Annotated in this window: 20 protein-coding genes, 1 other RNA gene and 1 pseudogene; 18 read left to right on the top strand and 4 right to left on the bottom strand. The window is 55.3% G+C overall.

The window, feature by feature from the left end; genetic code table 11:
• Nucleotides 1-22 precede the first annotated feature (22 nt).
• The 3 genes from M9Q49_RS23465 to M9Q49_RS23455 all read left to right on the top strand — a co-directional run bounded on the left by M9Q49_RS23465 (nucleotide 23) and on the right by M9Q49_RS23455 (nucleotide 5,947).
• Entirely contained in the window at nucleotides 23-3,649 is a 3,627-nt protein-coding gene (locus tag M9Q49_RS23465) for an AAA domain-containing protein (protein ID WP_254511389.1), read from the top strand.
• 82 nt (nucleotides 3,650-3,731) lie between these two features.
• Nucleotides 3,732-4,868 (top strand): RES domain-containing protein, encoded by a 1,137-nt coding sequence (locus M9Q49_RS23460; RefSeq protein WP_254511388.1) that lies wholly within the window; start codon nucleotides 3,732-3,734, stop codon nucleotides 4,866-4,868.
• 95 nt (nucleotides 4,869-4,963) lie between these two features.
• Entirely contained in the window at nucleotides 4,964-5,947 is a 984-nt protein-coding gene (locus tag M9Q49_RS23455) for a DUF932 domain-containing protein (RefSeq protein ID WP_254511387.1), read from the top strand.
• Nucleotides 5,948-5,976: 29 nt separating this feature from the next.
• On the opposite strand, the gene M9Q49_RS23450 is transcribed toward M9Q49_RS23455, so the two are convergent.
• Nucleotides 5,977-6,468, bottom strand: coding sequence for a hypothetical protein (locus tag M9Q49_RS23450; protein ID WP_254511386.1), 492 nt, complete (start codon nucleotides 6,466-6,468; stop codon nucleotides 5,977-5,979).
• 92 nt (nucleotides 6,469-6,560) lie between these two features.
• Here M9Q49_RS23450 and M9Q49_RS23445 point away from each other — a divergent pair, with 92 nt between their 5' ends.
• From M9Q49_RS23445 to M9Q49_RS23405, 9 genes are all read left to right on the top strand, one after another.
• Nucleotides 6,561-7,097 carry a hypothetical protein gene (locus tag M9Q49_RS23445; RefSeq protein WP_254511385.1) on the top strand — a complete coding sequence of 179 codons (537 nt, stop codon included), beginning with the start codon at nucleotides 6,561-6,563 and terminating at the stop codon, nucleotides 7,095-7,097.
• Between the two features lie 256 nt (nucleotides 7,098-7,353).
• Nucleotides 7,354-8,205 carry a PD-(D/E)XK nuclease family protein gene (locus tag M9Q49_RS23440; protein WP_254511384.1) on the top strand — a complete coding sequence of 284 codons (852 nt, stop codon included), beginning with the start codon at nucleotides 7,354-7,356 and terminating at the stop codon, nucleotides 8,203-8,205.
• Nucleotides 8,190-8,966: a hypothetical protein gene (locus M9Q49_RS23435; protein WP_254511383.1), complete on the top strand. Its 777-nt coding sequence runs from the start codon at nucleotides 8,190-8,192 to the stop codon at nucleotides 8,964-8,966. The genes M9Q49_RS23440 and M9Q49_RS23435 overlap by 16 nt, the downstream gene beginning before the upstream one ends.
• Before the next feature lie 55 nt (nucleotides 8,967-9,021).
• Nucleotides 9,022-9,252 (top strand): hypothetical protein, encoded by a 231-nt coding sequence (locus tag M9Q49_RS23430; RefSeq protein ID WP_254511382.1) that lies wholly within the window; start codon nucleotides 9,022-9,024, stop codon nucleotides 9,250-9,252.
• 85 nt (nucleotides 9,253-9,337) lie between these two features.
• Entirely contained in the window at nucleotides 9,338-10,369 is a 1,032-nt protein-coding gene (locus M9Q49_RS23425) for a hypothetical protein (RefSeq protein ID WP_254511381.1), read from the top strand.
• A 116-nt stretch (nucleotides 10,370-10,485) separates the two neighbouring features.
• A complete protein-coding gene (locus M9Q49_RS23420; protein WP_254511379.1) occupies nucleotides 10,486-11,412 on the top strand; it encodes a helix-turn-helix transcriptional regulator in 927 nt (308 codons plus the stop codon).
• A 28-nt stretch (nucleotides 11,413-11,440) separates the two neighbouring features.
• Entirely contained in the window at nucleotides 11,441-11,872 is a 432-nt protein-coding gene (locus tag M9Q49_RS23415; RefSeq protein WP_254511378.1) for a hypothetical protein, read from the top strand.
• 260 nt (nucleotides 11,873-12,132) lie between these two features.
• Nucleotides 12,133-12,408, top strand: coding sequence for a hypothetical protein (locus M9Q49_RS23410; RefSeq protein ID WP_254511376.1), 276 nt, complete (start codon nucleotides 12,133-12,135; stop codon nucleotides 12,406-12,408).
• Between the two features lie 3 nt (nucleotides 12,409-12,411).
• Nucleotides 12,412-13,731, top strand: a complete 1,320-nt coding sequence (locus M9Q49_RS23405; protein WP_254511374.1) for an MBL fold metallo-hydrolase — start codon at nucleotides 12,412-12,414, stop codon at nucleotides 13,729-13,731.
• A gap of 1 nt (nucleotide 13,732) precedes the next feature.
• On the opposite strand, the gene M9Q49_RS23400 is transcribed toward M9Q49_RS23405, so the two are convergent.
• Nucleotides 13,733-14,650, bottom strand: a complete 918-nt coding sequence (locus M9Q49_RS23400; RefSeq protein ID WP_254511372.1) for a hypothetical protein — start codon at nucleotides 14,648-14,650, stop codon at nucleotides 13,733-13,735.
• 38 nt (nucleotides 14,651-14,688) lie between these two features.
• Here M9Q49_RS23400 and M9Q49_RS36175 point away from each other — a divergent pair, with 38 nt between their 5' ends.
• From M9Q49_RS36175 to M9Q49_RS36170, 3 genes are all read left to right on the top strand, one after another.
• Nucleotides 14,689-15,099 (top strand): HTH domain-containing protein, encoded by a 411-nt coding sequence (locus tag M9Q49_RS36175; protein WP_390844686.1) that lies wholly within the window; start codon nucleotides 14,689-14,691, stop codon nucleotides 15,097-15,099.
• 258 nt (nucleotides 15,100-15,357) lie between these two features.
• Nucleotides 15,358-16,041: a hypothetical protein gene (locus M9Q49_RS23395; protein WP_254511371.1), complete on the top strand. Its 684-nt coding sequence runs from the start codon at nucleotides 15,358-15,360 to the stop codon at nucleotides 16,039-16,041.
• 229 nt (nucleotides 16,042-16,270) lie between these two features.
• A complete protein-coding gene (locus M9Q49_RS36170; RefSeq protein ID WP_390844684.1) occupies nucleotides 16,271-16,504 on the top strand; it encodes a helix-turn-helix transcriptional regulator in 234 nt (77 codons plus the stop codon).
• Between the two features lie 219 nt (nucleotides 16,505-16,723).
• Here M9Q49_RS36170 and M9Q49_RS23390 read toward each other — a convergent pair whose 3' ends face one another.
• Nucleotides 16,724-16,921 carry a hypothetical protein gene (locus tag M9Q49_RS23390; RefSeq protein ID WP_254511370.1) on the bottom strand — a complete coding sequence of 66 codons (198 nt, stop codon included), beginning with the start codon at nucleotides 16,919-16,921 and terminating at the stop codon, nucleotides 16,724-16,726.
• On the opposite strand from M9Q49_RS23390, the pseudogene M9Q49_RS36165 reads away from it, so the two are divergent.
• Nucleotides 16,826-17,566, top strand: a pseudogene (locus M9Q49_RS36165) (tyrosine-type recombinase/integrase); the annotation flags it as partial. The gene M9Q49_RS23390 and the pseudogene M9Q49_RS36165 sit on opposite strands and share 96 nt — an antisense overlap.
• Before the next feature lie 225 nt (nucleotides 17,567-17,791).
• On the opposite strand, the gene ssrA reads toward M9Q49_RS36165, so the two are convergent.
• Nucleotides 17,792-18,152: a transfer-messenger RNA gene (gene ssrA / locus M9Q49_RS23385) on the bottom strand.
• A gap of 213 nt (nucleotides 18,153-18,365) precedes the next feature.
• Between ssrA and M9Q49_RS23380 the strand changes: the two genes are divergently transcribed.
• On the top strand, nucleotides 18,366-19,733 hold the full coding sequence (locus M9Q49_RS23380) for a hypothetical protein (protein ID WP_254511369.1): 1,368 nt from the start codon (nucleotides 18,366-18,368) through the stop codon (nucleotides 19,731-19,733).
• A gap of 114 nt (nucleotides 19,734-19,847) precedes the next feature.
• The gene (locus M9Q49_RS23375) at nucleotides 19,848-20,621 is read left to right on the top strand and encodes a YIP1 family protein (protein ID WP_254511368.1); all 774 of its coding nucleotides are present in this window, start codon (nucleotides 19,848-19,850) and stop codon (nucleotides 20,619-20,621) included.
• Nucleotides 20,622-20,624 lie beyond the last annotated feature (3 nt).

Genomic DNA, 20,624 nt, shown 5'->3' with positions numbered 1-20,624 from the left:
AGTTTGACTGGGTCGAGATACGATGGTTGATGATCAAGTCTCTATTGCTCAAGCGGCAGGGCCATCGGGGATCGACGCCGGTTTCAAACCAGCCCGATTCGTCGTTGAGCTTGGCCTTCCACCAGCTGAAGAATCTCTCCTCTCTGACGCCAAATCAGCGGTTCGACAGGAGTTCCGTGACTGCTCGAAATGGAAGCGGTTGCGGTGCCGGAAGGTAAGCATCATTGCCGAGAAGGGGCGAGGCACCATCTACGCCCTCCATGTCGGCAGTTCCGTGGAGTTCGACTGGACTTGGGAGGGAGCCACGGCGTTTCGGCCGCAAGCCGTTCCCGATGACGGCGATGGTCGAGTCGACATGGCCGACTTTGAGGATTCGCCGGTAGAGGAATCATCATTGTGGTCAGGCGAAGTCCTGGAAGTTGATGAACGGAGCGGCTGTCTATTTATCAGCCTCACCAATCCTGAGAACCCGCCTACCGTGGGTTCCTTCTTTGTCCGCCCGTTTGATTTTCTGGGCGTCCTAGACGCGATCTATCACGAGCCACGCTTTGAACTGATTCATGAGGAGCTTCGACGCAGACTGGCAGCTACAGCAGGAGGCATTCACCCACCTGTAGCACAGGCTGAAATGGTAGGCCTACCGAAGCTTCGAGACTGGTGGCAGCACTCTTGGAGTGTTCTTTGGGGTCCACCGGGAACTGGCAAGACGTATACGACAGGTCAGCAGATCGCTGGCGTCTTGCTCGACAAACACGAGAGGGTGCTCGTGGTATCGACCACGAATAGGGCAACCGACGCTGTTGCGTTGTCAATTGGAAGGGCCGCTCGTGTGGAGTCCAACGCCGCTCTGGAAGCAGGCGAACTTCTTCGGATTGGGAAGGGAGCATCATTCCAGGCCTTTCGCGATGCTTCGCTGGAGCCAATGCTACGAGGCACCGAAACCGAAATCCTTTCGCAAATCGACGGATTAGCCCAGCAACTTCCTCTCTTCGATGCCTGGGAAGACAAGGCTCTCACGCGGAAACAGATCACAGAATTGAGAACTAACGGTAACGATCAAAGCAAACGCATCTTCGTTGACCCAGCAGTGCGGGTGGTTGTAGCTACTGCATTCAAAGCCACGAGCTACCTGGATCATGATCTGATTCGCAAGATGATCGAAGAGGGTGAAGCTCCCTTCACGACCATCTTCATCGATGAAGCTGGTCTGATTTCACGTGCTGCAGTTGCTGCTCTCTCGTTGCTCGCCAGCCGCCGCATTGTCCTTGTTGGAGACTCAAAGCAACTTGCCCCAATCAGCCGCATCTCACGAATTCTGCCTACTCGCCAGGAGACATGGTTAGCGAATAGCGGCGTCAGCCATCTCAACAATATCGAGGCCACGCCCACTGCCGTTCATGTACTTTCAGAACAGCATCGGATGCACCCCGACGTCTGCAAAGTGGTCTCCGATTTTCAATACGGTGGAGTGCTGACTACGGCACTGGAAACGAGTCGTCGCGAATCGAAGCTTCCCCGGCTGTTGGCCAAGGATTCACGGGCAATCTGGTATGTGCTCGATGAAGAAGATACGGACCTGGCATCCATCCGTGCAGAGAGGGGGCCGGGAAATCGAAGCTGGGTACGCGGCGTGACCTTGGGCATCCTGTCCAAGCTATTCCATGATCCGGTGATGCGACAGTCGCAGGGTCTGTTCATCTCGCCCTACAAAGCACAGGCCAATGCAGTTTCGAAGTGGCTGGCTGCCGAAGGAATCAGTTCTTGGGAAGCTTCGACGGTACATAGTCAACAAGGATCGGAAGCAGACATAGTCGTCTTCGATACGGTGAATGCCGGTAGCTGTAATTGGCCACCTGATGAATGGAAGCGGCTCATCAATGTTGGCTTGAGCCGAGCGAAAGAGGCGGTCATCCTTCTCGCTAGTCGCAATGAAATGGAAGAGCCCCATTTGCGGCCACTGCTAGCCTCAATGTCGCCAAGAGTACTTTCCAGACGAGGGGGCCAAGACCAATGGGAAACGGTAAGTACTGCTCGTCCGAAGGCGAAGGCGACTACATCGCCGGACTCTCCCAACAACCTGGGCGGACAGATTGCCAAACGCCAGTCGATGCAGCCGGTTCTTTCGCATGAACAACAGCGGCTCAGCAATCTCGAACTTGATGGCAAGCCACGACTAGTGAGAGGCGTTGCCGGAAGCGGCAAAACCCTGGTCCTCTCGAACTGGCTCGCGAAGACGGCTAAACGCCTGGCCAAGGAACAGGATGTTCGGATTTGGGCCGTTTATGCCAATCGTTCCCTCCACAAATTGCTGCGTGAGTCCATTGAGGCGGCATGGCAAGGCAGTGGAAATAACGTCATGTTTCCCTGGGAAAAAGTGTCGCTGCTACACGTGAAGGACGTACTAGCCGGCATTCTTCCGAGTGTCTCCTTATCGATGGATAACTTCGAGTTTGAATACGATCGAGCCGCCGAGGAATTCCTGAACCGGCAGGAAGAGGCTACGATGCTCCCCCGTTGCCAAGCTCTCTTTATCGATGAAGCACAAGACATGGGGCCGAATACACTCCGCCTCTTGTTGTCGCTAGTTGAGCAGACGGACGCAGACGATAGGAACAGTCGCTCCGCTCACATCTTTTTCGACAATGCTCAGAATATCTATGGAAGGAAGACACCCAAATGGTCCGAGTTCGGGCTCGACATGCGTGGCCGTTCGACCATCCTGAAGGAGAGCTTCCGCTCAACGAATCCGATTACGGAACTGGCAGTAAACCTCCTCCATCGACTTACTCCGGACGTTGATTTGCACGACCATAACGAACTTGTCTCACTTGGTCTGATCGAACGGACACAGCGTAACGGTCAGGAATGGCTGCAAGTTCGGTTCAACCAAGTACACGGTCCCAAGCCTATATTCAGACGATTTGATAACCGCGACCTGGAAATGGCAGCACTCGGGAACCACATTGCTCACCTCGTCACCAAAGAAGGGGTTGCTGCTGCGGACATTTGCCTGATCTATAACGGGAAGTCCGTGATTCGGCTACTTGAAACAAAGCTCGCTCCAAGATTATCGAAAATCGGTATCGAGCTATCCGTCCAGACCAACCGGCCTTTTGAGCGTCAACCGAACACCTTGCTTGTCACGACTTCTCACTCGTACAAAGGCTATGACGCGGAGGTCGTTTTGATCCCCTGTTCAGACCAGTACACGACGCAAGATGGCCAAGTCCTGGCCGCGAATCTCTATGTCGCAATGACCCGAGCGAGGTCTTGGCTGGGGATCTACTCATTGAACAGCAATGATTCAGCCGTTTCGCGTCTCAATGACGCAATCGAGTCGTGCGTCGAGACGTTGAGCACTCCTGCTGCAGTCGATCTAACAAGTAGTAAGCAGGATGACTTTTTGGAACTTTTGGAGCGAATTGGTTCGGAACACCGCAAATGGCTCCTATCGCTGTGGAACGAGTTCGGCATCACGCAGGAGCCGATCTTTGATGAACGGGGGAAGTTAATTGCCCAGCCACTATTCTGGCTAACCAGGGAAGGACAACGGCATGCGTGTTTCCCACCTGGAGACCTGCATGCGAATGCGGACGAGACGCTCCGTCAACACGGCATTCTAAGGCTCTCTATCGGCGAACTGCTTTAAGTTTTCACGTTGCGTATTGCACGACGACGCCAGTACTCTCCATAAACTACACCCGAAGCCTATAACCGAGTGAACCGCATCAATGAAACTCAAGGACTTTCTTTCTCACGCCGAAATCAAGCTTCCGATCACGCGAGACTCGGATGACTTTCAGGCTTTCGTAGAGACCAAGCTTGATCAATACCTTGCTTTGGTGAAGGGCCTGAGTGATCCTGCCGATATTGCTGCGATGATCAAAGCCCGTTTAACGGATATTGAGGGCTTTTGTAACGCTGCGAAGGAAGTGATTAAAGCCACGCTTGCTGGTCATCCCCATGATGCCTATAGCCATTTCATAACAGCAGTCACACCGCTTATGGACTGCATTGACGAACACACTCTGTCGGCGGTTCCTGGGGATCTAGGTTGCTTGTACCGCGTGCGAAGGCAATCGTCGCCATCGCTAACAAGAGAGGAGATGTTCCATATACCTTTTGAGAAGCGACATTTGGTAGCAACCCAGCGTTACAGCATTCCAGGACTTCCGTGTCTCTACTTGGCAGGCTCGCTCTACACCTGTTGGGCGGAAATGGGCAGACCACCATTCCATGAACTGCACGCGGCTGCATACTGGCTCAAAAAATCTGCCAAAGTCAAAATTCTTAATCTCAGCAATCGGCCGGCCCGAGTGCTGCTCTACCTTGATCCCGATGGAAATCCCCCACTCGACGCCCACATTCGGAGGCTAGTCGCCAACCATGTAGTTCTATGGCCATTGCTCGCAATGTGTTCTCTTGTTGTGAAGCATCGAGATTCCCCTTACAAACCAGAGTACATTTTTCCTCAGACAATCCTGCAGTGGATAACCAAAGAACACGAGTTTGATGGAGTGTGTTACTTTTCTACCCACGTGGACGCCGTGACCAGTATTCCGCTTCCCCCTTGTAACTTTGTCTTTCCGGCCCGTCAGATCAAGGCTAAAGGTAGGTGTGGCCATCTTCGCAGTATATTTAAGATGACTTCCCCCCATGGCTGGCAGCTACTGAGTGCGATTCAGGCGGGCGAAGGTATGCCCGGCGGTGTGATTCCCATTTTTGACTTCGTTTTTGTCGACGGTCGTAAAGAGCCTTATCACGCTACTGAGTTTGGCGGCGTGCAGGCGAAGCTAAATAAACTTGCCCGCGATATCAGGTATACGAACGAAAGCGGGGATCCGGCCCTTGGTGACCTAGCAGACTGAGTAGCAGCATTGCTGGAGAAACGCAGCAGTATGGAATCAGTGCCTTCGTTCGGGTACTTGGGCTGTTCATAAACAGCAACCCAAGGAGACCCGCGATGGCCCACAATCTCGCTACCACGAACGGCAATTCGGCAATGATGTATACGGGCGAGGTGCCCTGGCATCGCTTGGGAACGAAACTCGACCAGCCTGCAACAGCTCGGGAAGCGATCGAAGCAGCAGGACTGAATTACCGTGTTGACCTGAAGCCCCTGGCAACAACCGAAGGCACTTCAGTTCCACAACGGAAGGGTGTGGTTCGGGCTGATACCGGCGACGTTCTTGGCGTCGTGGGCAATAGCTACGTGCCGGTGCAGAACTACCAGGCATTTGGATTTCTTGACGCTGTGGTTGCCGAGTGCGGCCTACGGTATCACACGGCGGGAGCCCTGGGGAAGGGTGAGCGAATCTGGCTTCTAGCCAAGCTGCCGAGCCAGATCCGAGTGAAGGGTGGCGATGATGTCGTGGACAAGTTCCTGTTGCTCAGCAACACGCACGACGGTACGACCGCTCTTCGCGTCTACTTCACCCCGATTCGTGTCGTCTGCCAGAACACCTTGAACCTGGCTGAAGGGCGGGGAATTGGGCAAGGCATTGCGATCATGCACAAGGGCGACCTGCACACCAAGATTCAGGAAGCTCAACGAGTGCTGGGGCTGGCAGAACGATTCTACGACGACGCCCAGGCCAAAATCGAGATCCTCGCAGAACATAGTCCGACGGCCGATCAATTGCAGTCCTACTTCGAATCCATCTATCCCGACCCGGCTGATGCAGATAATTCACGGGCTCGAAAAGTTCGAGAGAATCTGACACGGCTTTTCGAATCGGGCATTGGGCTCGACATGCCCGACATCAGGGGAACGACTTGGGCAGCCTACAACGCAGTCACTGAATGGGTTGACCACCACCGCCCCACCCGTTCGAAGAACGCACTTGACCGGGCAAGTCGGCGACTTGATTCGTCTTGGTTCGGGAGTGGGGCCAAGGTGAAAGCCAAGGCTTGGAACGAAGCTCTGACACTCGCGATGGCCGGATAGTACGCAGCTGCGGCGTTGTCAGCAAAGCGTTACGTCTCGAACTTCCGGCTGAAATAACTCGGTTCCAACCACAGTTCGGGCTGCTCCCCAAGTTCATTGATGAGTGGCCACCCTGGTCGCCAGTCATCGAGCCACCCGTAGTAGCAGTCACCGCGTTCTGTGCGTTCGGCGATTGCCTTCTTTAGGAACTCCAACCGAAACGGGATTCCAAAGTAGAAGGTACCGGATCGCCACGTTGGATCGAGGACAAGTCCTTTCTCGTCCACGCACCAAGCGTGCAAATGAGGGCTCGCTGTTCGAGTGCTGATGGCATATCCCTCGACATAAGTAACGGCATGTTCGGAAGCCAGTCGGTAAGAATTCGCGTAACACACGCCAAATTTTCCGCCTGCGTACTTTGTAGGTAGATCCTGCGGCAGATAGCGTCGTCCATAACGCCGTAGAAATGGATCGACCACGGAATGAATAGTGCCGCGGCCGAAGAGTCTAGCCACTTCTTCATCTTCGGGAATGTCGCTCATCGGGACTCCAGGTAAATCGAAGCTGCGTCTACGAAATCTTAGCGGAGTATAGATCGTCAGAAGGCTTTTCTGGAATCACTTGGGAGGTTGCCATGCTTCGCGTCAACGTAGGTCTCAGCCGCAAAGTCTCGAAGGACTATAACTCGACGGGATTTTCCATCAATCTCGATGGCGAAATCACGTCCACGGTTTCCGATCCGGAAGCCGTGATTGAAGAGGTCAAACAACTCTACGATCTCGCCGAAGAGGCACTGGACCGCGAAATCGAACGGCATCGGAGCGATTCCGCGATTGCCAGCCGGGACGAGGGCACTCCTCCATCGAATACTACTCGGCAGACGAACGACAACGGTCATCCACCCGAGCGATCGGCGGCGAACGGCCATCAAGCAAACGGTCACAACGGCGAGGTCGCCACGAACAAGCAAGTTCAGTATCTGCTCAATCTCGGCAAGCGTCAGGGCCTGACGACCAAGCAACTGGAAAGTCGAATCGAACAACTGACCGGGAAGAAAGTCGGCGTCTACGAACTCAGTAAGCGGGAAGCTGGGGATGTGATCGACGCCTTGAGCCAAGCGGCTCCCACCGGCAATGGTGCTGGCCACTCTCGCAGTCGGGTTGGACGGTGAGGGAATCCTGTGGACCCTCAAACTACTTGGGACGAAATGATCGATGCTCTCAGCAGCAAAAACTGGGGGCAAGCCGAAGTCACCGCACGAAACTTGTCTGACTGGTTGCGTCGAGGTGGATTTCCCCCAGTCGTCACAGGGCGACCGTCCGACGCGGCTTGGAATCAAGCCATGGCTACGTTCGGCTGCCTGATGTGCCTGAAGCGGGTACAGACTGCGAAGTCCGATTCGTCCTCCAACAGAGACGGTGAGTAATATGCGGAGTCGCCCGCACTGGAGTTACAGCTCCATCAGCCAATACCTTCGATGTCCGCTTCAGTACTATTTTCAGCGAGTGCTGGGTCTGCCCACAAAGTCGGCCAGCAGCGACTTGATCCTGGGTTCCGCCGTCCACGAAGCACTAGCCAGCTATCACCTGGCGTTGCAGACGAGTGAGTTCGACTCACCTTCTTCGATTACCGACCGGTTCTGTTCTGCTTGGAAAGAACGCGAGGCGTCCGAAGTGGTCGTTTATCGGGAAGGTGACACGCGTGACGACTGCCTGAACAAAGGCGTGCATCTACTTGAGACATACCTCAGAGAGCCCCCGCCGGAACGAATCGTGGAAATCGAACGAGAGTTTTTGGTACCGCTTTATAACAGCCGAGGCGAGTACCTGGAAACTCCGCTCATCGCAGTGACTGACCTGATCACGAAGGATGAGAACGACATCCTGAAGGTGAATGAGTTCAAAACCAGCGGGCGAGCCTATTCTGAATCAGACGTGTCAACGTCGCTGCAGCCGACCTGCTATGCCCATGCGGTGCATGAACACTTCGGCCAGGAACCTATCGTCGACTACGTGATACTTGTTAAGACAAAGACGCCAAAGGTCCAACGGCTGACGACGACTCGATACCTCAGCGACTTCGGCCGACTGGGAGACGTTGTTCAAGCCATCGACCGGGCCATTGACGTTGGCATCTTCTACCCGGTTGAGAGTCCCATGAACTGTGCATCGTGTTCCTTTCGTGAACATTGCCGTGGCTGGGGTAAGCCGGTCGAACAGGTCGAGGCTGTCCGGCAGGAAGTAGCAGCAATCGAGGAACTCGCATGCTCACCGAACTAAATGGGAAGGGTGGCTGTCTCTGCGAACCGGCACGAAAGGGAGAACTCCGTTGCCCGCTAATTGTTCGACCCACAAGTGAGGATGTCGTCACCGGCCATATCTTCGGAACGCTTAAGGCGATCAATCCACGATGGTGGCTGCCGGATTTGCTCAACCTGGCACTTGGGGCAGAGCGGTTTCGCCGCCAAGTGTATCGGAAGCTTCGAATCGGAACGTGGCAGAAGCAACGAGCCTATCCCCGGCAGCACCTCCCTTGGGACGAAGGCAAGACTGAAGTGGACGTAGTGATCACCTGGGAGAATCCGTCAACAACTGTCTTCATTGAAATGAAATACGGCTCCCCTCTCTCTGCGAAAACCAGCAACAACAACGGCTCAGCAGGTTATCCTGCCGATCAACTGATCCGTAATGCTCGCGTGGGCCTAAGAGAGAATGGCTGGTTCAAGGAAGACCTACTCTTTGACGCCATCACGCGTGACTTCGTTTTGATTCTCTTCACACCAACGACCGGTAATCCGCTCGTCACGAAGTATCGTGATTCCGATGAACTGCGGGCATCGATTCCTCAAGGCGACCAGCTTCGGGACCTGCCTCGTCTCCCTTTCATCGGCGAACTCGGATATCGAGACTTGACCGCAATCCTGACCAGTAACCGTCGTTGGCTGGAACGTGCGGAGCGGGTACTGGCGGAGCAACTGACCGATTACCTGAAATTCAAGCTTGCACAACTTCCCGCCTCCAACGGGCACGGTCACTCTTGAAACGGTGCTTGTTCGGGTAGAGAGCATGTCACCTCTTTCTTCTGGAGTACATGCAATGTCGAAGGCCAAGCAGCAACCGGTTCATGAAGTTCGCCTCGGGGCGATCAAGGCAGCCATCTGGGAAAACGAAACGAACGTCGGCACCCGGCACAACGTAACCGTTTGCCGCCTCTATAAGGACGGCGAGCAGTGGAAGCAGACGGAGAGCTTCGGTCGTGACGATCTGCCGTTACTTGCCAAGGTCGTTGACCTGGCTCACACCTGGATCTTTCAGCAGGCAGGGTAGTTTTTTTACCACTATGACCCACTGTTGTCGGCCATGTCGGCACAATGCCAAAGTGTTCTGACCATTCCACAAACTAGGCCCCGCGATGACAACGGAATTCGACCTCTTCGCTGACCGTTGTCGAGACGCGATCCCGGCTAAGTATCCTGGCGGTGAAAAGAATCAAGCGAGCCCCTTGCTCGAAAGTGAGTTGACCTACATCTCACAGCGAGGATGGCACCATGCGGTCGTTGCTGTCGAGGAGCTTACCAAGAGCCTTCGCGGTCGAGGGAATCCGTCCCGCCTGATCGGAAGCGGCTGCTCCTCAGTCATCAACTACCTTCTAAGCCTCTCCGACGTTAATCCTGTGAAGTATCGCGTTCACTGGCAGCGATTTTGGGTCACTGCTAGTCAGCAGGTACCGACGTTTCAGCTTTCGACCGCTGGATCAGAACATGCCGGCTCCGACGTGCCGGTTCACGTACACCTTCACACTATGACGCAGGTTGAAGCTGCAGCGTGGAAGTATCATGCCCGCTTCCTGGCATCGCATTACCGCGATCATGACGTCTATCGCAGCTTCTGCGGCAAGACCACGGATGCCATCTTTGGCTTTGAATCTGAAGACTCACGGGAAATTGCTCGCCAGATCCAGCCCCAACGACTGCGAGACCTGGCCACGATCACCGCACTGACCGAGATTTCGACCACGCACCAGGATATTGTCGATGGCTACCTGCAAAATTCGACGAGGCGACGGGAAGTGGAATCAACGCGACGCCGCCTTCTCCCTCGCGGTCCCATCCTGTTTCAAGAGCAGGTCATGTCGGCATTGCGAAAAAATTCGGGAATCCTATGGGAGGACACTTACCGCTTCGTTCAAACCGCAGCCCGAGGAAATACCGATTCCGTTATCCGCCAAGCGACCATTAATGCAATGAGCGTCCGGGGATTCTCCGAAACCAAAGCCCTGGAAGTCACCGAGGAGCTAGAAGCAGCTTCCAGCTATTCAGTGTGCTTTGCTCATCACTTGGCAAACGCGATCACCTCCTATCGATCAGCGTATCTCGACCTACATCGTTCGGATCGGCACGCCGACTTACTACCTCTACAGTCGGCAGAGGCAGGTAAGGCATGAGCAAATCAAAGTCGAATGCGAACACCGGCAACCGTCCTTCTGCAAACAAAGTCCCGCGGCCAGATCGTGACCGACGAGTTCGACAGAATGCGAGAATGGCTAGAGTCCTGGGAGTTTTGAACCTCATTCAAAGTCGAGGAAGGTGGAATGCAAAAAGCATTGCCGAGGAACTGAATTGCTCGGAACGGACCATCTACAGGGACCTAGAGGTTCTGGAATTCTCGGGAGTTCCTTGGTACTTCGATGACGAAGGCCAATGTTACCGAGTGCGTCCCGACTACAAGTTTCCCGTGCTTGGTCTTACCGACGATGAACTACTTGGCCAGGCCTTAGCAACCGCCGCCACGAATTCACCGGGACTGGATGTGAACGCCGGAGCTGCACCAACAACCAGGAAGATCGCTGCAGCCTCTTCGACACAAGCCAAGCAAATCCTGGCGGATGCCGAGGCCCTGGTTTCGGTACTGGATCTCAAGCTTGTCGATCACAGTCGTCACCACGAGGCAATCAAGACCGTTCAGATTTCACTTTTGGAACGAAGACAACTATCGGGTACCTACGACACTCCCTATGAGCCGCGTCCCCTCAAACTCAAGCTCCATCCCTTTCGCCTGACCCTGATCAAAAACGCCTGGTATTTGGTGGCCCGCCCGCACGATGAAGTCAGTCCGCGGACCTATCGTGTTGCCCGCTTCAAAACCCTGCGAACGCTCGGTGAAGCTGCAGTCGTTCCTGAAGACTTCAGTCTTCGCAGCTACCTGGGCAATGCCTGGGGAGTTTATCGCGGCGAGGTGAAATACGACGTCAAACTTCACTTCCCCAATCCCACCGCTCGAATTGTCACCGAGACGACGTGGCACCACTCTCAGAAGGCAGATTTCCAGCGGGACGGGAGCGTGATTCTCTCTTTCCTGGTGGACGGTCTGGAAGAGATTGCAAACTGGGTTCTCTCCTGGACCGGTCGTTGCCGCATTCTGCAGCCAATGGACCTTCGTAATCGCGTGAACGCCCAGCTTCAAGCCGGGCTGGCAATGAACACTTGATGACTGACACACTTTTTGGAGCAACTGAATGAACCTGCCACGACTGAACTGCCTTGTCGGACTGATCCTTGTCCTCACCTGCCTTGGCTGCCAGGCGAACGTCGCCCCGCCCACCACGGCGGGCAGCGAAGCAGCTGCCAGACAGCACTTTCAAGACGAGTTTCAGAAATGGATGGCCGGTGAGAAAAATCAAGTCTCCACGATGGAATCGAGGCTGAAGAATGCACTTGCTCCGATCAGCTACAACATTCGCAGCATCGTGAAAGACTCCCCCGACCCGCTGGCGTTCGACAGTGCCAAAGACCTTCCTCCGGACTGGAAAGACTGGCCTGCCTACCGAGTGAACGTGGGCGTTGAATTCAAGTCTAAAGCCGGAACTCCGGTCGAGAAAATCTCCACCTATCGAGTCACCTGGAATGCGGCGGAAGCGAAATGGTACATCGCTGAACGATTTGAGTAATCGATTCCAATGCAATGGCTCGATCGCTGTCCCACCCCTGTCAGCGACGCGTGTTCTCATGAGATCGCGGTCTCCGGAGAGACGCAGGCCCCGCGAAGGGGAGGCGAGTCGGTACCATCCCGTTGGCCACCTGCCGCAGTTCCTAATTGAACTCGCTAAGCAGGGCTGGACCAACCTCGCAAGGATAACGGCCGACGTGAAGCTGTTGAAAACCACGACTCTCCGGAGCCGCTTTTACTTGAACTAGGACTGCATCAACCATGAGATCGAACGATGACCAAGAGCGACCGACGGATCGGCTTGTTCGTCAGGTTGAAAGTGGACTGCGAGAGGATGTCAGGCTCTACGTCTACCTGATGTTCCATGTCGTCTGGAGCATTGCTGCGTATTGGGCTTTCCGTTTGGGCGAGCTTTGGGACGGGTTCCTACGAGGAACCACGAATCCGGCTTACATCGGCTGGAGTTTCGGCATTTTCGTCTTCGCCCTTCTGGCCTTCCTGTGGAACCGCAAGATATACGGCGGTTGGAGATTTTAGCGGATGCCGATCTACCTGACGGTGCATCGAGGGGCTCACGAGATCGGTGGAAACTGCATTGAAATTGAGGGAGAGCGATCGCGGTTGATCTTGGATGCAGGCATGCCGTTGTTCAGGGCAGATCGAGAGCCCCACGATTCGCGAGCACTTCAGCGAAAGTCCAAGGATGAACTGGAAGCCGCCGGAATTCTCCCCACGGTTCCAGGGTTATTCGGCGACGGGGGTCGGCCTACGGCAATCCTCCTGTCCCATGCCCATCAGGACCATACCGGGCTGCTCCATCATTCGCATCCCGAGATTCCGATTTACACGACGCGTGGCACCAGCAAGATGATGGCTGCCGGAGCAAAGTTTGCAGGTCAGCCGTACCTACCCCGACAACGATTTCATGAAGTCCTGCCAACGGTTCCATTCGAAGTCGGCGAGTTCACGGTGACAGGTTTCTCCGTGGACCATTCCATCTACGGGGCATTGGCGTTCCTGATCGAGGTGAACGGGACGCGAATTCTCTACTCGGGGGATCTCCGATTGCACGGTCGAAAACCAGGCATGGCGAGAGCATTGATCGATTCTGTGGCAAGAGTTCCAGTCGACCTCCTGCTCATGGAAGGAACCCACATCGAACACGCCGGACATCGAGGTCCAAACGAATTCGAGCTCGAAGCTGAAATCACCAGGCACATCGAATCGAATCCGGGATTGGTGCTGGCCTCTTTTTCCCCACAGCACATCGATCGCTTCGTGGCGTTCTTGCGTTCCACACGGAAGACCGGACGAACATTGGTCGTCGATGCCTATGCGGGCTACATCTTGCACTTAATGCGAAACGAGATTCCTGTCCCTGCCCCCGAATCAACCGAGTGGATCAAAGTTTTCTTCCCGAAGTATTTCGAGGAAAGCTACGAGAGAAAACGGCTGAAAACTGTTTTTACTTTGTTGTCGCCGGCCAATATCAGGATGGACGAAATCCGATCGAACCCTGCGAAGTATGTCATGCTCTTCCGGCCCAGCATGTTGGCGAGCGACTTCAGCAGCAGTTTGCCACCGAGCACGCGTTGCATCTTCTCGTCTTGGAACGGCTACTTGGAAAGGGAAGAGTGGAAGTTGGTACAAGACGTTCTGCACAAGTCAGGCGGTGAACTGGTTCAGGCCCATACCAGCGGGCACATTTATGCCGACGATATCCAGACGTTCTTGGACGAACTCCGCCCAAGGTCTGTTGTGCCAATCCACACTTTCGCCGGCCATGACTTCGCGAGACTGGGGCATCCTCTGACCCTTCTCCGGGACGGTGAAAGGCATCAACTAAATGCGAAGGGATGAATCACAGGCCGAGCGGATCAAGGCCTCGCACGCGGCCGATCAGAGGCAGGTTACTCGCTTCGTCAGTTGACGGAATCAACTCCAGTGCCCAGAACGTCGCCGGAAGCCCTCGTTCTGCCAAGGCCGCGATTAGTTTTCTGACGGCGACCCAGGCCCCAGGTGTGACAGTCGCCGCTCGTGGATTATTTCCGAGCCATTCAGCCCAATAGGTTTCGGGAGCGGCACAAACAAGCGGACAGCACTTAAGTTGAGGCGATGGTTCCAAGTCTAGTCCGTACTTTTCATGCACGACCTTTGCCCATTGAGGCCCAAAGACGCTCCAGGCTTTCATCATCGCAACTCCGTATGCAGCCGCTTCGACCACCATGCGGAGCGGTGTCTCGGGGTTTTTGCCCTGCTTGATTTCAATGACCACGGGCATGGCCTGGGGTGATACGCCGAGCAGGTCAATCTCACCCCATGATTGATCGAGGTTCGTGTCTCGCAACATGACCTGATACGAAACGATGCGATGCCACGCTCCCGGAACCGACTGGCAGCCCTCGCGTGGATGCCAGTGTCGCCACATTGCTTCTTCAATCAGCGACTCAGGCCCCTGGACGATTCGGCCTAGAGATCTTCGCAACGGATACGGCTCTCGCCGAACTGGAGCGAGCCGGATCGTATTTTCAATCAGTCGGTCCAGGTTGAGACACACGGCATCGGCCTGGGCCTGCTGATACGTCTTCTGGAACGCCTTGCACAACTGATGAAGGCCTAAGTTCGGATCAATCGGATTCATAGAAAAGCAACCGAATAGCGGGCAAATCCTCAGATGGCTGCCAATCGTCGCCGCTATCGATGCCAACTGTGGGTCATTTTCAAAATGCGATGACCCACTGTTGCCGGGCAAATTCTTAACCTTCATACGAAGAGACATTCCTTCACTCCTGACCGCTTCATTTTCCACAACCGCCGATGACCAAGAGTCGGACCGATGCCGAACGAAGAGCACGCCAATGCGAGCGGTTGAGCCGGCTCCTGCGAGTTCTCCACCTCATCATGGGGCCAGGTCGTTGGGATGCCGAGTCCTTGGCGGGCGAACTCGAATGCTCGCGACGAACAGTCCATCGCCTACTCCAGACGCTCTCGATGGCGGGAGTTCCGTGGTACTACGACGAATCACGCCAAGCCTACCGCGTTCGCCATGGTTTCAAGTTCCCGGGATTTGAGATCTCAAAGCAAGTGGCAGTCCCACCCAAACCTCAACAACAGCCGAAACCTCAGCCCGCGATAACGCAGGTGCTAAAAGATGGCGAGACCCTCATGGTATCTCTCAAGCAGTTCCTGAAGAGCTTGCAGAGACTTGCTCCTGACAAACCAGATTGAGTGGATGCCTGAAATCCCGAAAAAACAACAGCCCGAAAAAAACCTGTCAAGCGGGCATCCGCAGGAAGGTTTTTCGGGGCCATTTCGGATTAAAACTCCCACAGGCTGTCTGTATAAATCCCGTTCCGCAAGATGGCGTCAAAGTCCAAAAGGCTCCGAATCTAAAAGTGCTACTACAATCACCATGAGCTGCCTCAGTCGGCCGCTTCCTACTACATTTGTAGCGGGACCACTACTATGAGTTAACAGGATTGTAGCATGACTCCGAGCCAAGCCAAGTACTTTGGGTGTTATTGGGACCAAGTTCGACGGACTGAAAAATTCATTGTCGAAAGATACCATCTCTCTCTGCAGAACGAAGATTTGTGGGACCTTGACTTCGAGGATTCCTACGATGCAATCGCCCCCTCTCTTGCCTCAGTCTACGACGAACGCTTGTTCTACGCTGTCTCGGCAGTGCCCGAACGTCGCGGTCCTTTTCATGCAGTTAATGCCCACCAGGCTCTGATGTTCTGCCTCAACCCACCCGAGGCTATGTGTGGATTACCAGGCATCCTCGACTCAGTAGGGTATGTAGAACTCCGGAGTTTGGCCGAGAGGGAATTGAAGCAGTTGCAATCTATGCCAAGCATTCCCGTTGCTGTTCCGGTAAACCCAAAAGTCGGAGCAAAGATATGGGAATTAGACTACGAACAAAAGTGGAGCCTTAGTTGCGAGAACTTGGATTTAGCCTTGGAAGCAAGTCTTCGCAACCTGACGACAGCCCAACGAGAAATCCTCGACGCGGTAACGAGGATTCCAACTTCCGCTAAGAACATCGCGAAGCGGTCGGGGTACCCAGACCAGACCGTCCGACTTTATCTTCCGAAACTCATCGCGAGGGGCTTGTTGGAAAAAGGGCCACAGGGCTATGCACTCCCACTGGCTGCTCGCGTGGCCTAATTCTGGGAGTTCAACACCGGTTCAACAAGCTGTCACTAGGCAGTCCTTGAATTGTCGCATCAATTCGAGTGAGCAGCGGCAACGTCACGTTTGGAGCCGTTCAATTGTCATTGAGCGATGCAGGATGCTCGATCCTGATCAGTAGCGATAGCCCGCCACTTGGTGTGTTGGTTTGCTACTGGCTCCGCCGCCGTCACAAATTCTCACTCACAGGAGATTCTACAGTACCATGACTGACTTTTCCGCCGAAGGGCCTCGCAATGGCGATGAATCACTTCTGATTTCAATTCAGGAGGTTGCTCTAATACTCGGGATTTCTAGTAGAACGGTCAGGCGTCTCATAAGCAGAAGGGAGTTTCCGGGGCCTGGACATATAGGAAGGAGTTCGAAGTGGCTGCGAGCAGATGTCAATGCTTGGGTCAAGCGTCGTTTTCCTGGCACTCTTGGGCAGGAAGGGAGCTAGGTCATGTCAAAGCCATTTAAGAGGAAGAAAAACAAAAACGATAAGCACGCACCGTATTACTTCAACTACACAGACCATACGGGCAGGCGTCGAATGAAGAAAGGTTACACCGACAAGGGCGAAACCCAGCGACTCTTGGACAGGATGGAACTAGAGGCGGGTCTGCGGAGGTCAGGCCAAATCGATTCGCACCAAGAGGAACTAGCCAAACTAAGGCAGTCAGCAGTCGAGCCGCACCTCGTGGAGTTTGAGCAGAGTCTCACTCGCCGCAAAAAGAGTGCGAAGCACGTAAAGCTGGTCATGTCCAGAGTGCGGTGCATCGTGCAAGGCTGTAAGTTCCAACAGATCGGCAGCATCACGAGAACTGCGGTCGAACGGTTCCTTGCCGATCACCGGGACGAAACGAAGTGTGGACATCGAACTTCGAACCACTATGCACAAGCATTTCAGCAATTCTGCAGATGGCTCTACGAGAATGGACGTGTCGCTTCGAATCCAGTCATTCGTCTCCCTCGACTCAATAACGAAGTAGATGTTCGGCACAAACGGCGAGCCCTTTCTTCGGTGGAGATCGTGAAATTGCTCGAATCAGCGAGGACCAGTTCAGAAACCATCCAATGCTACGATGGCGAGACTCGTTACCGTCTCTATCTGGTCGCATACATGACCGGTCTTCGGAGAGGCGAACTCGCGAGCCTGACGCCCGAGAGCTTCAAGTTAGAGGCCTCCCCTCCGCTCGTGACGGTCCAAGCCGCCGATTCGAAGCATCGCAAAACCGACCGCTTGCCGATACATCCTGCTCTCGTGAGTCGGCTCATTATTTGGCTAAAGGAGTTTGGTCCGGGTGTCGCTCTTTTCCCAAAGTTGAAAGGACGAAAAACCTGGTTGATGGTCAAAAAGGACCTAGAGCGTGTCGGCATAGAGTATCGTACTGCGGAAGGCGTTGCCGATTTTCACGCCGCAGGACGCCACACCTATATCACCGAGTTGCTCCGCAACGGAGCGTCGCTGCCGGAAGCTCGCGAGTTGGCTCGTCATTCAGATGTTCGGATGACGATGAAATACACCCACATTGGAATCGAGGATCAGGCGAGAGCGGTAGCTGTTCTGCCGAATCCCTGTCAGCAAATAGTCATCAGTTCAGTTGTCCCGTCGAGTCAATCCGAGGCGGGGCCAGTCACGGAAACACCGAAAAACGCTGATGATGCTCCGGACCTAAACCCTTCTCACGTTGCACCTTCTGACACCCAGGAACAAAAAAAGGCACCCCCTGTCACAGAGGTGCCTGAGTGGAGGCGGCGGGAATTGAACCCGCGTCCCGCGATCTTTCCACGGCAGCTTCTACGTGTGTAGCAATCAATTTAATTGTCGTCGCCCGGGGCGTCTGACTGCGCACTACCCGTTTGACCAGCTCGAGACTTATTGAACCGCGGGCGTTTCGAGCATGACCCGCGGCGAACCGGAATTGGCAACGGATTTTTGGGTCTCTCCGGCGAAGACCCGCAATCCGTGCAGACTATTTAACTAGGCTGCAAGGCTGAGATTGCTCTCGGCAAGTAAAGTGTGATCTGCTTTTAACGTGGCCAACAGATCAACCACGACACGCCACTGACGCTTCTAGCGACCCGGTCGAATCCAGTTCGCCCCCGAAGCTGCGGACGTTACTCCGGCCGCTTAGACCAGTGATCCGCAGGTTGCATTCTAGCGTAGTTCGGCGGGAAGTGAAGGAAGCGGGAAGAGCCGCGGTCAGGAATCGGTATTCAGTCCTCCGGCTTCTGAAAGCGCTACCTGGCGGGGGGATTGGCAATTAGGATGGTGGTACGTTTTTCCTGACGAATTATCACGGCGGTAGCGGCGGCAAATGACGATCGAATTTCCGTGCCCGCAGTGCAGCCAAGTGGTTCGCACCCCCGATGCTGCGGCTGGCAAAAAGGGAAAATGTCCCAGCTGCCAGGCTGTGGTGGTGATTCCGGCCGCCCCCACCGCTCCGTCCGCAGCGGCGAAAGCAGTTGCGCCCAAACCCGTTGCGGCTGAGGGTGATGCCGGGCCGATTGAGTTCTTTTGCAACTTCTGCGGCCAAGTGGTGCGCACGCCCCGGGCGACGGCAGGGAAGAAAGGGAGATGCCCGCACTGCACCGAGATCGTGCTGATCCCGCTGGCAAACCCGCTCAAGTCGGTTGCCGAGAAACCGGCTGTCGCACCAGCGGCGGCGCTTTTCAGCGACGGTGGCGATCCGTTCGGCGATTTGCAGCGAGGTGTAGCGCCGGGAATGGAATCGTTGGCGGTCGCGCCAACCGCGACTCCTCCTAAGAAGCCCAAGCCGACGGCGGCCGATTTACTGCCACCGAAGCCGAAACCGAAACCGGCTGCGCCACCACAACCAACGACAACTCCACAACCAACCGCGGTGCCTCAGCCAGCGGCAATGCCGCAATCGATTCCAAAGCCAAAGCCGATACCGGCTCCGGTAGTTGCGCCACAGCCCGCGGTCGAAGAGCCTGTGCTTTGTGAAGTGATGCCCGACGAAGTCGCACCACTGGCGCAGTTAGCGCCGATTCAAGCACTTACTCCGCTCACGCCACTCACTCCGCTCGGAGCTGCGCCAGTCGGAGGTGGTAATTTATTCGGCGACACGCCAGTGCCTGCCAGCGCTGCGGCAGCGCCAGCGGGTCTTACTCCGCTGACCCCGCTCGCACCTTTGGCGCCCTTGGGCGGCGCCGTTGGTGGTGGCGATTTGTTTGGCGGCGGCGGTTTCAGCCCAACTCCGTTCGGAGAATCGAAGGGAGGTTTCTCGCAGCCTGCCCATGCAACGAGTGCCGGCGCCAATGCGACGAGCGTCACCACGGCCATCCACATTCCTGCGATCATTCAATTGGTTGTGACGGCCCCGTTTGCCTTGTTCTATTTGCTTTATTTTTTGCAGTGTGCTTACAGCGGGTTGCGGGCCGCGATGATGCTGGCCACCACGGCCCAAATCTTTCGCAACATCGTGATGGCTGCGCTGACGCACAATTTAATTTGGGGCGTCATCACGCTGCTGTTTCTGGCGATGCAGGGTGCGATTATTTTTGGTTCGATCCAGCAACTGCAGCGACGGGGATTGCAAATGGCTCAAATCGGCGCGTGGATTGCCCTGTTTCCCTGCGCCAGTCCGATGGGAATGCCCGCTGCGATCTGGTCATTGATCTGTTTAAATCGGCCGGATGTGCGGCAGACGTTTCGTAGGTAGTAGAGCCTCGACCTTCGCTGGAACACGAGGCCCGATGCTTGAAGAGTGAGCGAGTCGTGGGTTACAACGTTGCGGGTACAACGTTCTGTGGATCCCCCTTCGCGCCCGTGCTGCATGACCATCGAATTTCGCTGCGCCACTTGCCGGCAACATTTGCGCGTGCCGGCCGATAGCACCGGCAAGAACGCCCGCTGCCCACAGTGCCAGACGCTGCTGCGAATTCCTCTCGGCGAAGTTTCGACTGCCGATCGCCGGCCCGGTTTGCCGTGGGAACAATCGGGTAAATCGTTGGGGAAGTTCATCGCCACCGCGCGGCTGGTGGCCTTTGCGCCGAAGACCGCCTTCAGCCAGATGAAACAACGCGGCCGGCTCGGCGAAGCCATGCTCTATGCCGCGATCGGTCAGTTCATCGGCGTGGCGGGAATGGAGTTGTGGCATCTGCTGCTGGTGTACTTCGGCGGGCAGTTGCTAGGCTTCGAGCGGTCGTTTCTGCAGCAACAGGTTGTCAGTCTGGGTTTCATCGCCCTCGCGCGACTGTTTGTCGAAGTGCCTCTGATGGCCACGCTCGGTTGCGTGATTGGTGGCGCTGTCTTGCACTTCTGCCTCATCCTGTGCGGCGGGAGTCGGCAGCCGTTCAGCACGAGCATTCGCATTGCCTGTTATGGCCACTCGTCGCTCACGTGGCTCATGTGGATTCCCGGCGGTGCGCTGCTGGTTGGCGTATGGTCGCTCGCGGTCCGCGTCTATGCGGTTCATCTCGCGCACGAAGTGCCGATGGGGCGCGCTGTGTTCGCAGTGCTGCTACCGCTGATTGTGGTGATGGTCATGGCCATCATCCTGATCATTATTCTGGCAGTAACGCTTGTTGCTCTGCTGGCGAATCAATAGCGA

The organism is Anatilimnocola floriformis, assembly GCF_024256385.1.
Classification (GTDB): Bacteria; Planctomycetota; Planctomycetia; order Pirellulales; family Pirellulaceae; genus Anatilimnocola; species Anatilimnocola floriformis.
The sequence above is the reverse complement of the archived record's forward strand: the minus strand, read 5'-3'. Positions and strand labels throughout refer to the sequence as shown.

What these genes read in the sequence shown, in the direction of transcription:
- M9Q49_RS23465 (WP_254511389.1), top strand. Translation starts at nt 23, where the DNA reads ATGGTTGATGATCAAGTCTCTATTGCTCAAGCGGCAGGGCCATCGGGG.
- M9Q49_RS23460 (WP_254511388.1), top strand. Translation starts at nt 3,732, where the DNA reads ATGAAACTCAAGGACTTTCTTTCTCACGCCGAAATCAAGCTTCCGATC.
- M9Q49_RS23455 (WP_254511387.1), top strand. Translation starts at nt 4,964, where the DNA reads ATGGCCCACAATCTCGCTACCACGAACGGCAATTCGGCAATGATGTAT.
- M9Q49_RS23450 (WP_254511386.1), bottom strand. Translation starts at nt 6,468, where the DNA reads ATGAGCGACATTCCCGAAGATGAAGAAGTGGCTAGACTCTTCGGCCGC.
- M9Q49_RS23445 (WP_254511385.1), top strand. Translation starts at nt 6,561, where the DNA reads ATGCTTCGCGTCAACGTAGGTCTCAGCCGCAAAGTCTCGAAGGACTAT.
- M9Q49_RS23440 (WP_254511384.1), top strand. Translation starts at nt 7,354, where the DNA reads ATGCGGAGTCGCCCGCACTGGAGTTACAGCTCCATCAGCCAATACCTT.
- M9Q49_RS23435 (WP_254511383.1), top strand. Translation starts at nt 8,190, where the DNA reads ATGCTCACCGAACTAAATGGGAAGGGTGGCTGTCTCTGCGAACCGGCA.
- M9Q49_RS23430 (WP_254511382.1), top strand. Translation starts at nt 9,022, where the DNA reads ATGTCGAAGGCCAAGCAGCAACCGGTTCATGAAGTTCGCCTCGGGGCG.
- M9Q49_RS23425 (WP_254511381.1), top strand. Translation starts at nt 9,338, where the DNA reads ATGACAACGGAATTCGACCTCTTCGCTGACCGTTGTCGAGACGCGATC.
- M9Q49_RS23415 (WP_254511378.1), top strand. Translation starts at nt 11,441, where the DNA reads ATGAACCTGCCACGACTGAACTGCCTTGTCGGACTGATCCTTGTCCTC.
- M9Q49_RS23410 (WP_254511376.1), top strand. Translation starts at nt 12,133, where the DNA reads ATGAGATCGAACGATGACCAAGAGCGACCGACGGATCGGCTTGTTCGT.
- M9Q49_RS23405 (WP_254511374.1), top strand. Translation starts at nt 12,412, where the DNA reads ATGCCGATCTACCTGACGGTGCATCGAGGGGCTCACGAGATCGGTGGA.
- M9Q49_RS23400 (WP_254511372.1), bottom strand. Translation starts at nt 14,650, where the DNA reads ATGTCTCTTCGTATGAAGGTTAAGAATTTGCCCGGCAACAGTGGGTCA.
- M9Q49_RS36175 (WP_390844686.1), top strand. Translation starts at nt 14,689, where the DNA reads ATGACCAAGAGTCGGACCGATGCCGAACGAAGAGCACGCCAATGCGAG.
- M9Q49_RS23395 (WP_254511371.1), top strand. Translation starts at nt 15,358, where the DNA reads ATGACTCCGAGCCAAGCCAAGTACTTTGGGTGTTATTGGGACCAAGTT.
- M9Q49_RS36170 (WP_390844684.1), top strand. Translation starts at nt 16,271, where the DNA reads ATGACTGACTTTTCCGCCGAAGGGCCTCGCAATGGCGATGAATCACTT.
- M9Q49_RS23390 (WP_254511370.1), bottom strand. Translation starts at nt 16,921, where the DNA reads ATGTCCACACTTCGTTTCGTCCCGGTGATCGGCAAGGAACCGTTCGAC.
- M9Q49_RS23380 (WP_254511369.1), top strand. Translation starts at nt 18,366, where the DNA reads ATGACGATCGAATTTCCGTGCCCGCAGTGCAGCCAAGTGGTTCGCACC.
- M9Q49_RS23375 (WP_254511368.1), top strand. Translation starts at nt 19,848, where the DNA reads ATGACCATCGAATTTCGCTGCGCCACTTGCCGGCAACATTTGCGCGTG.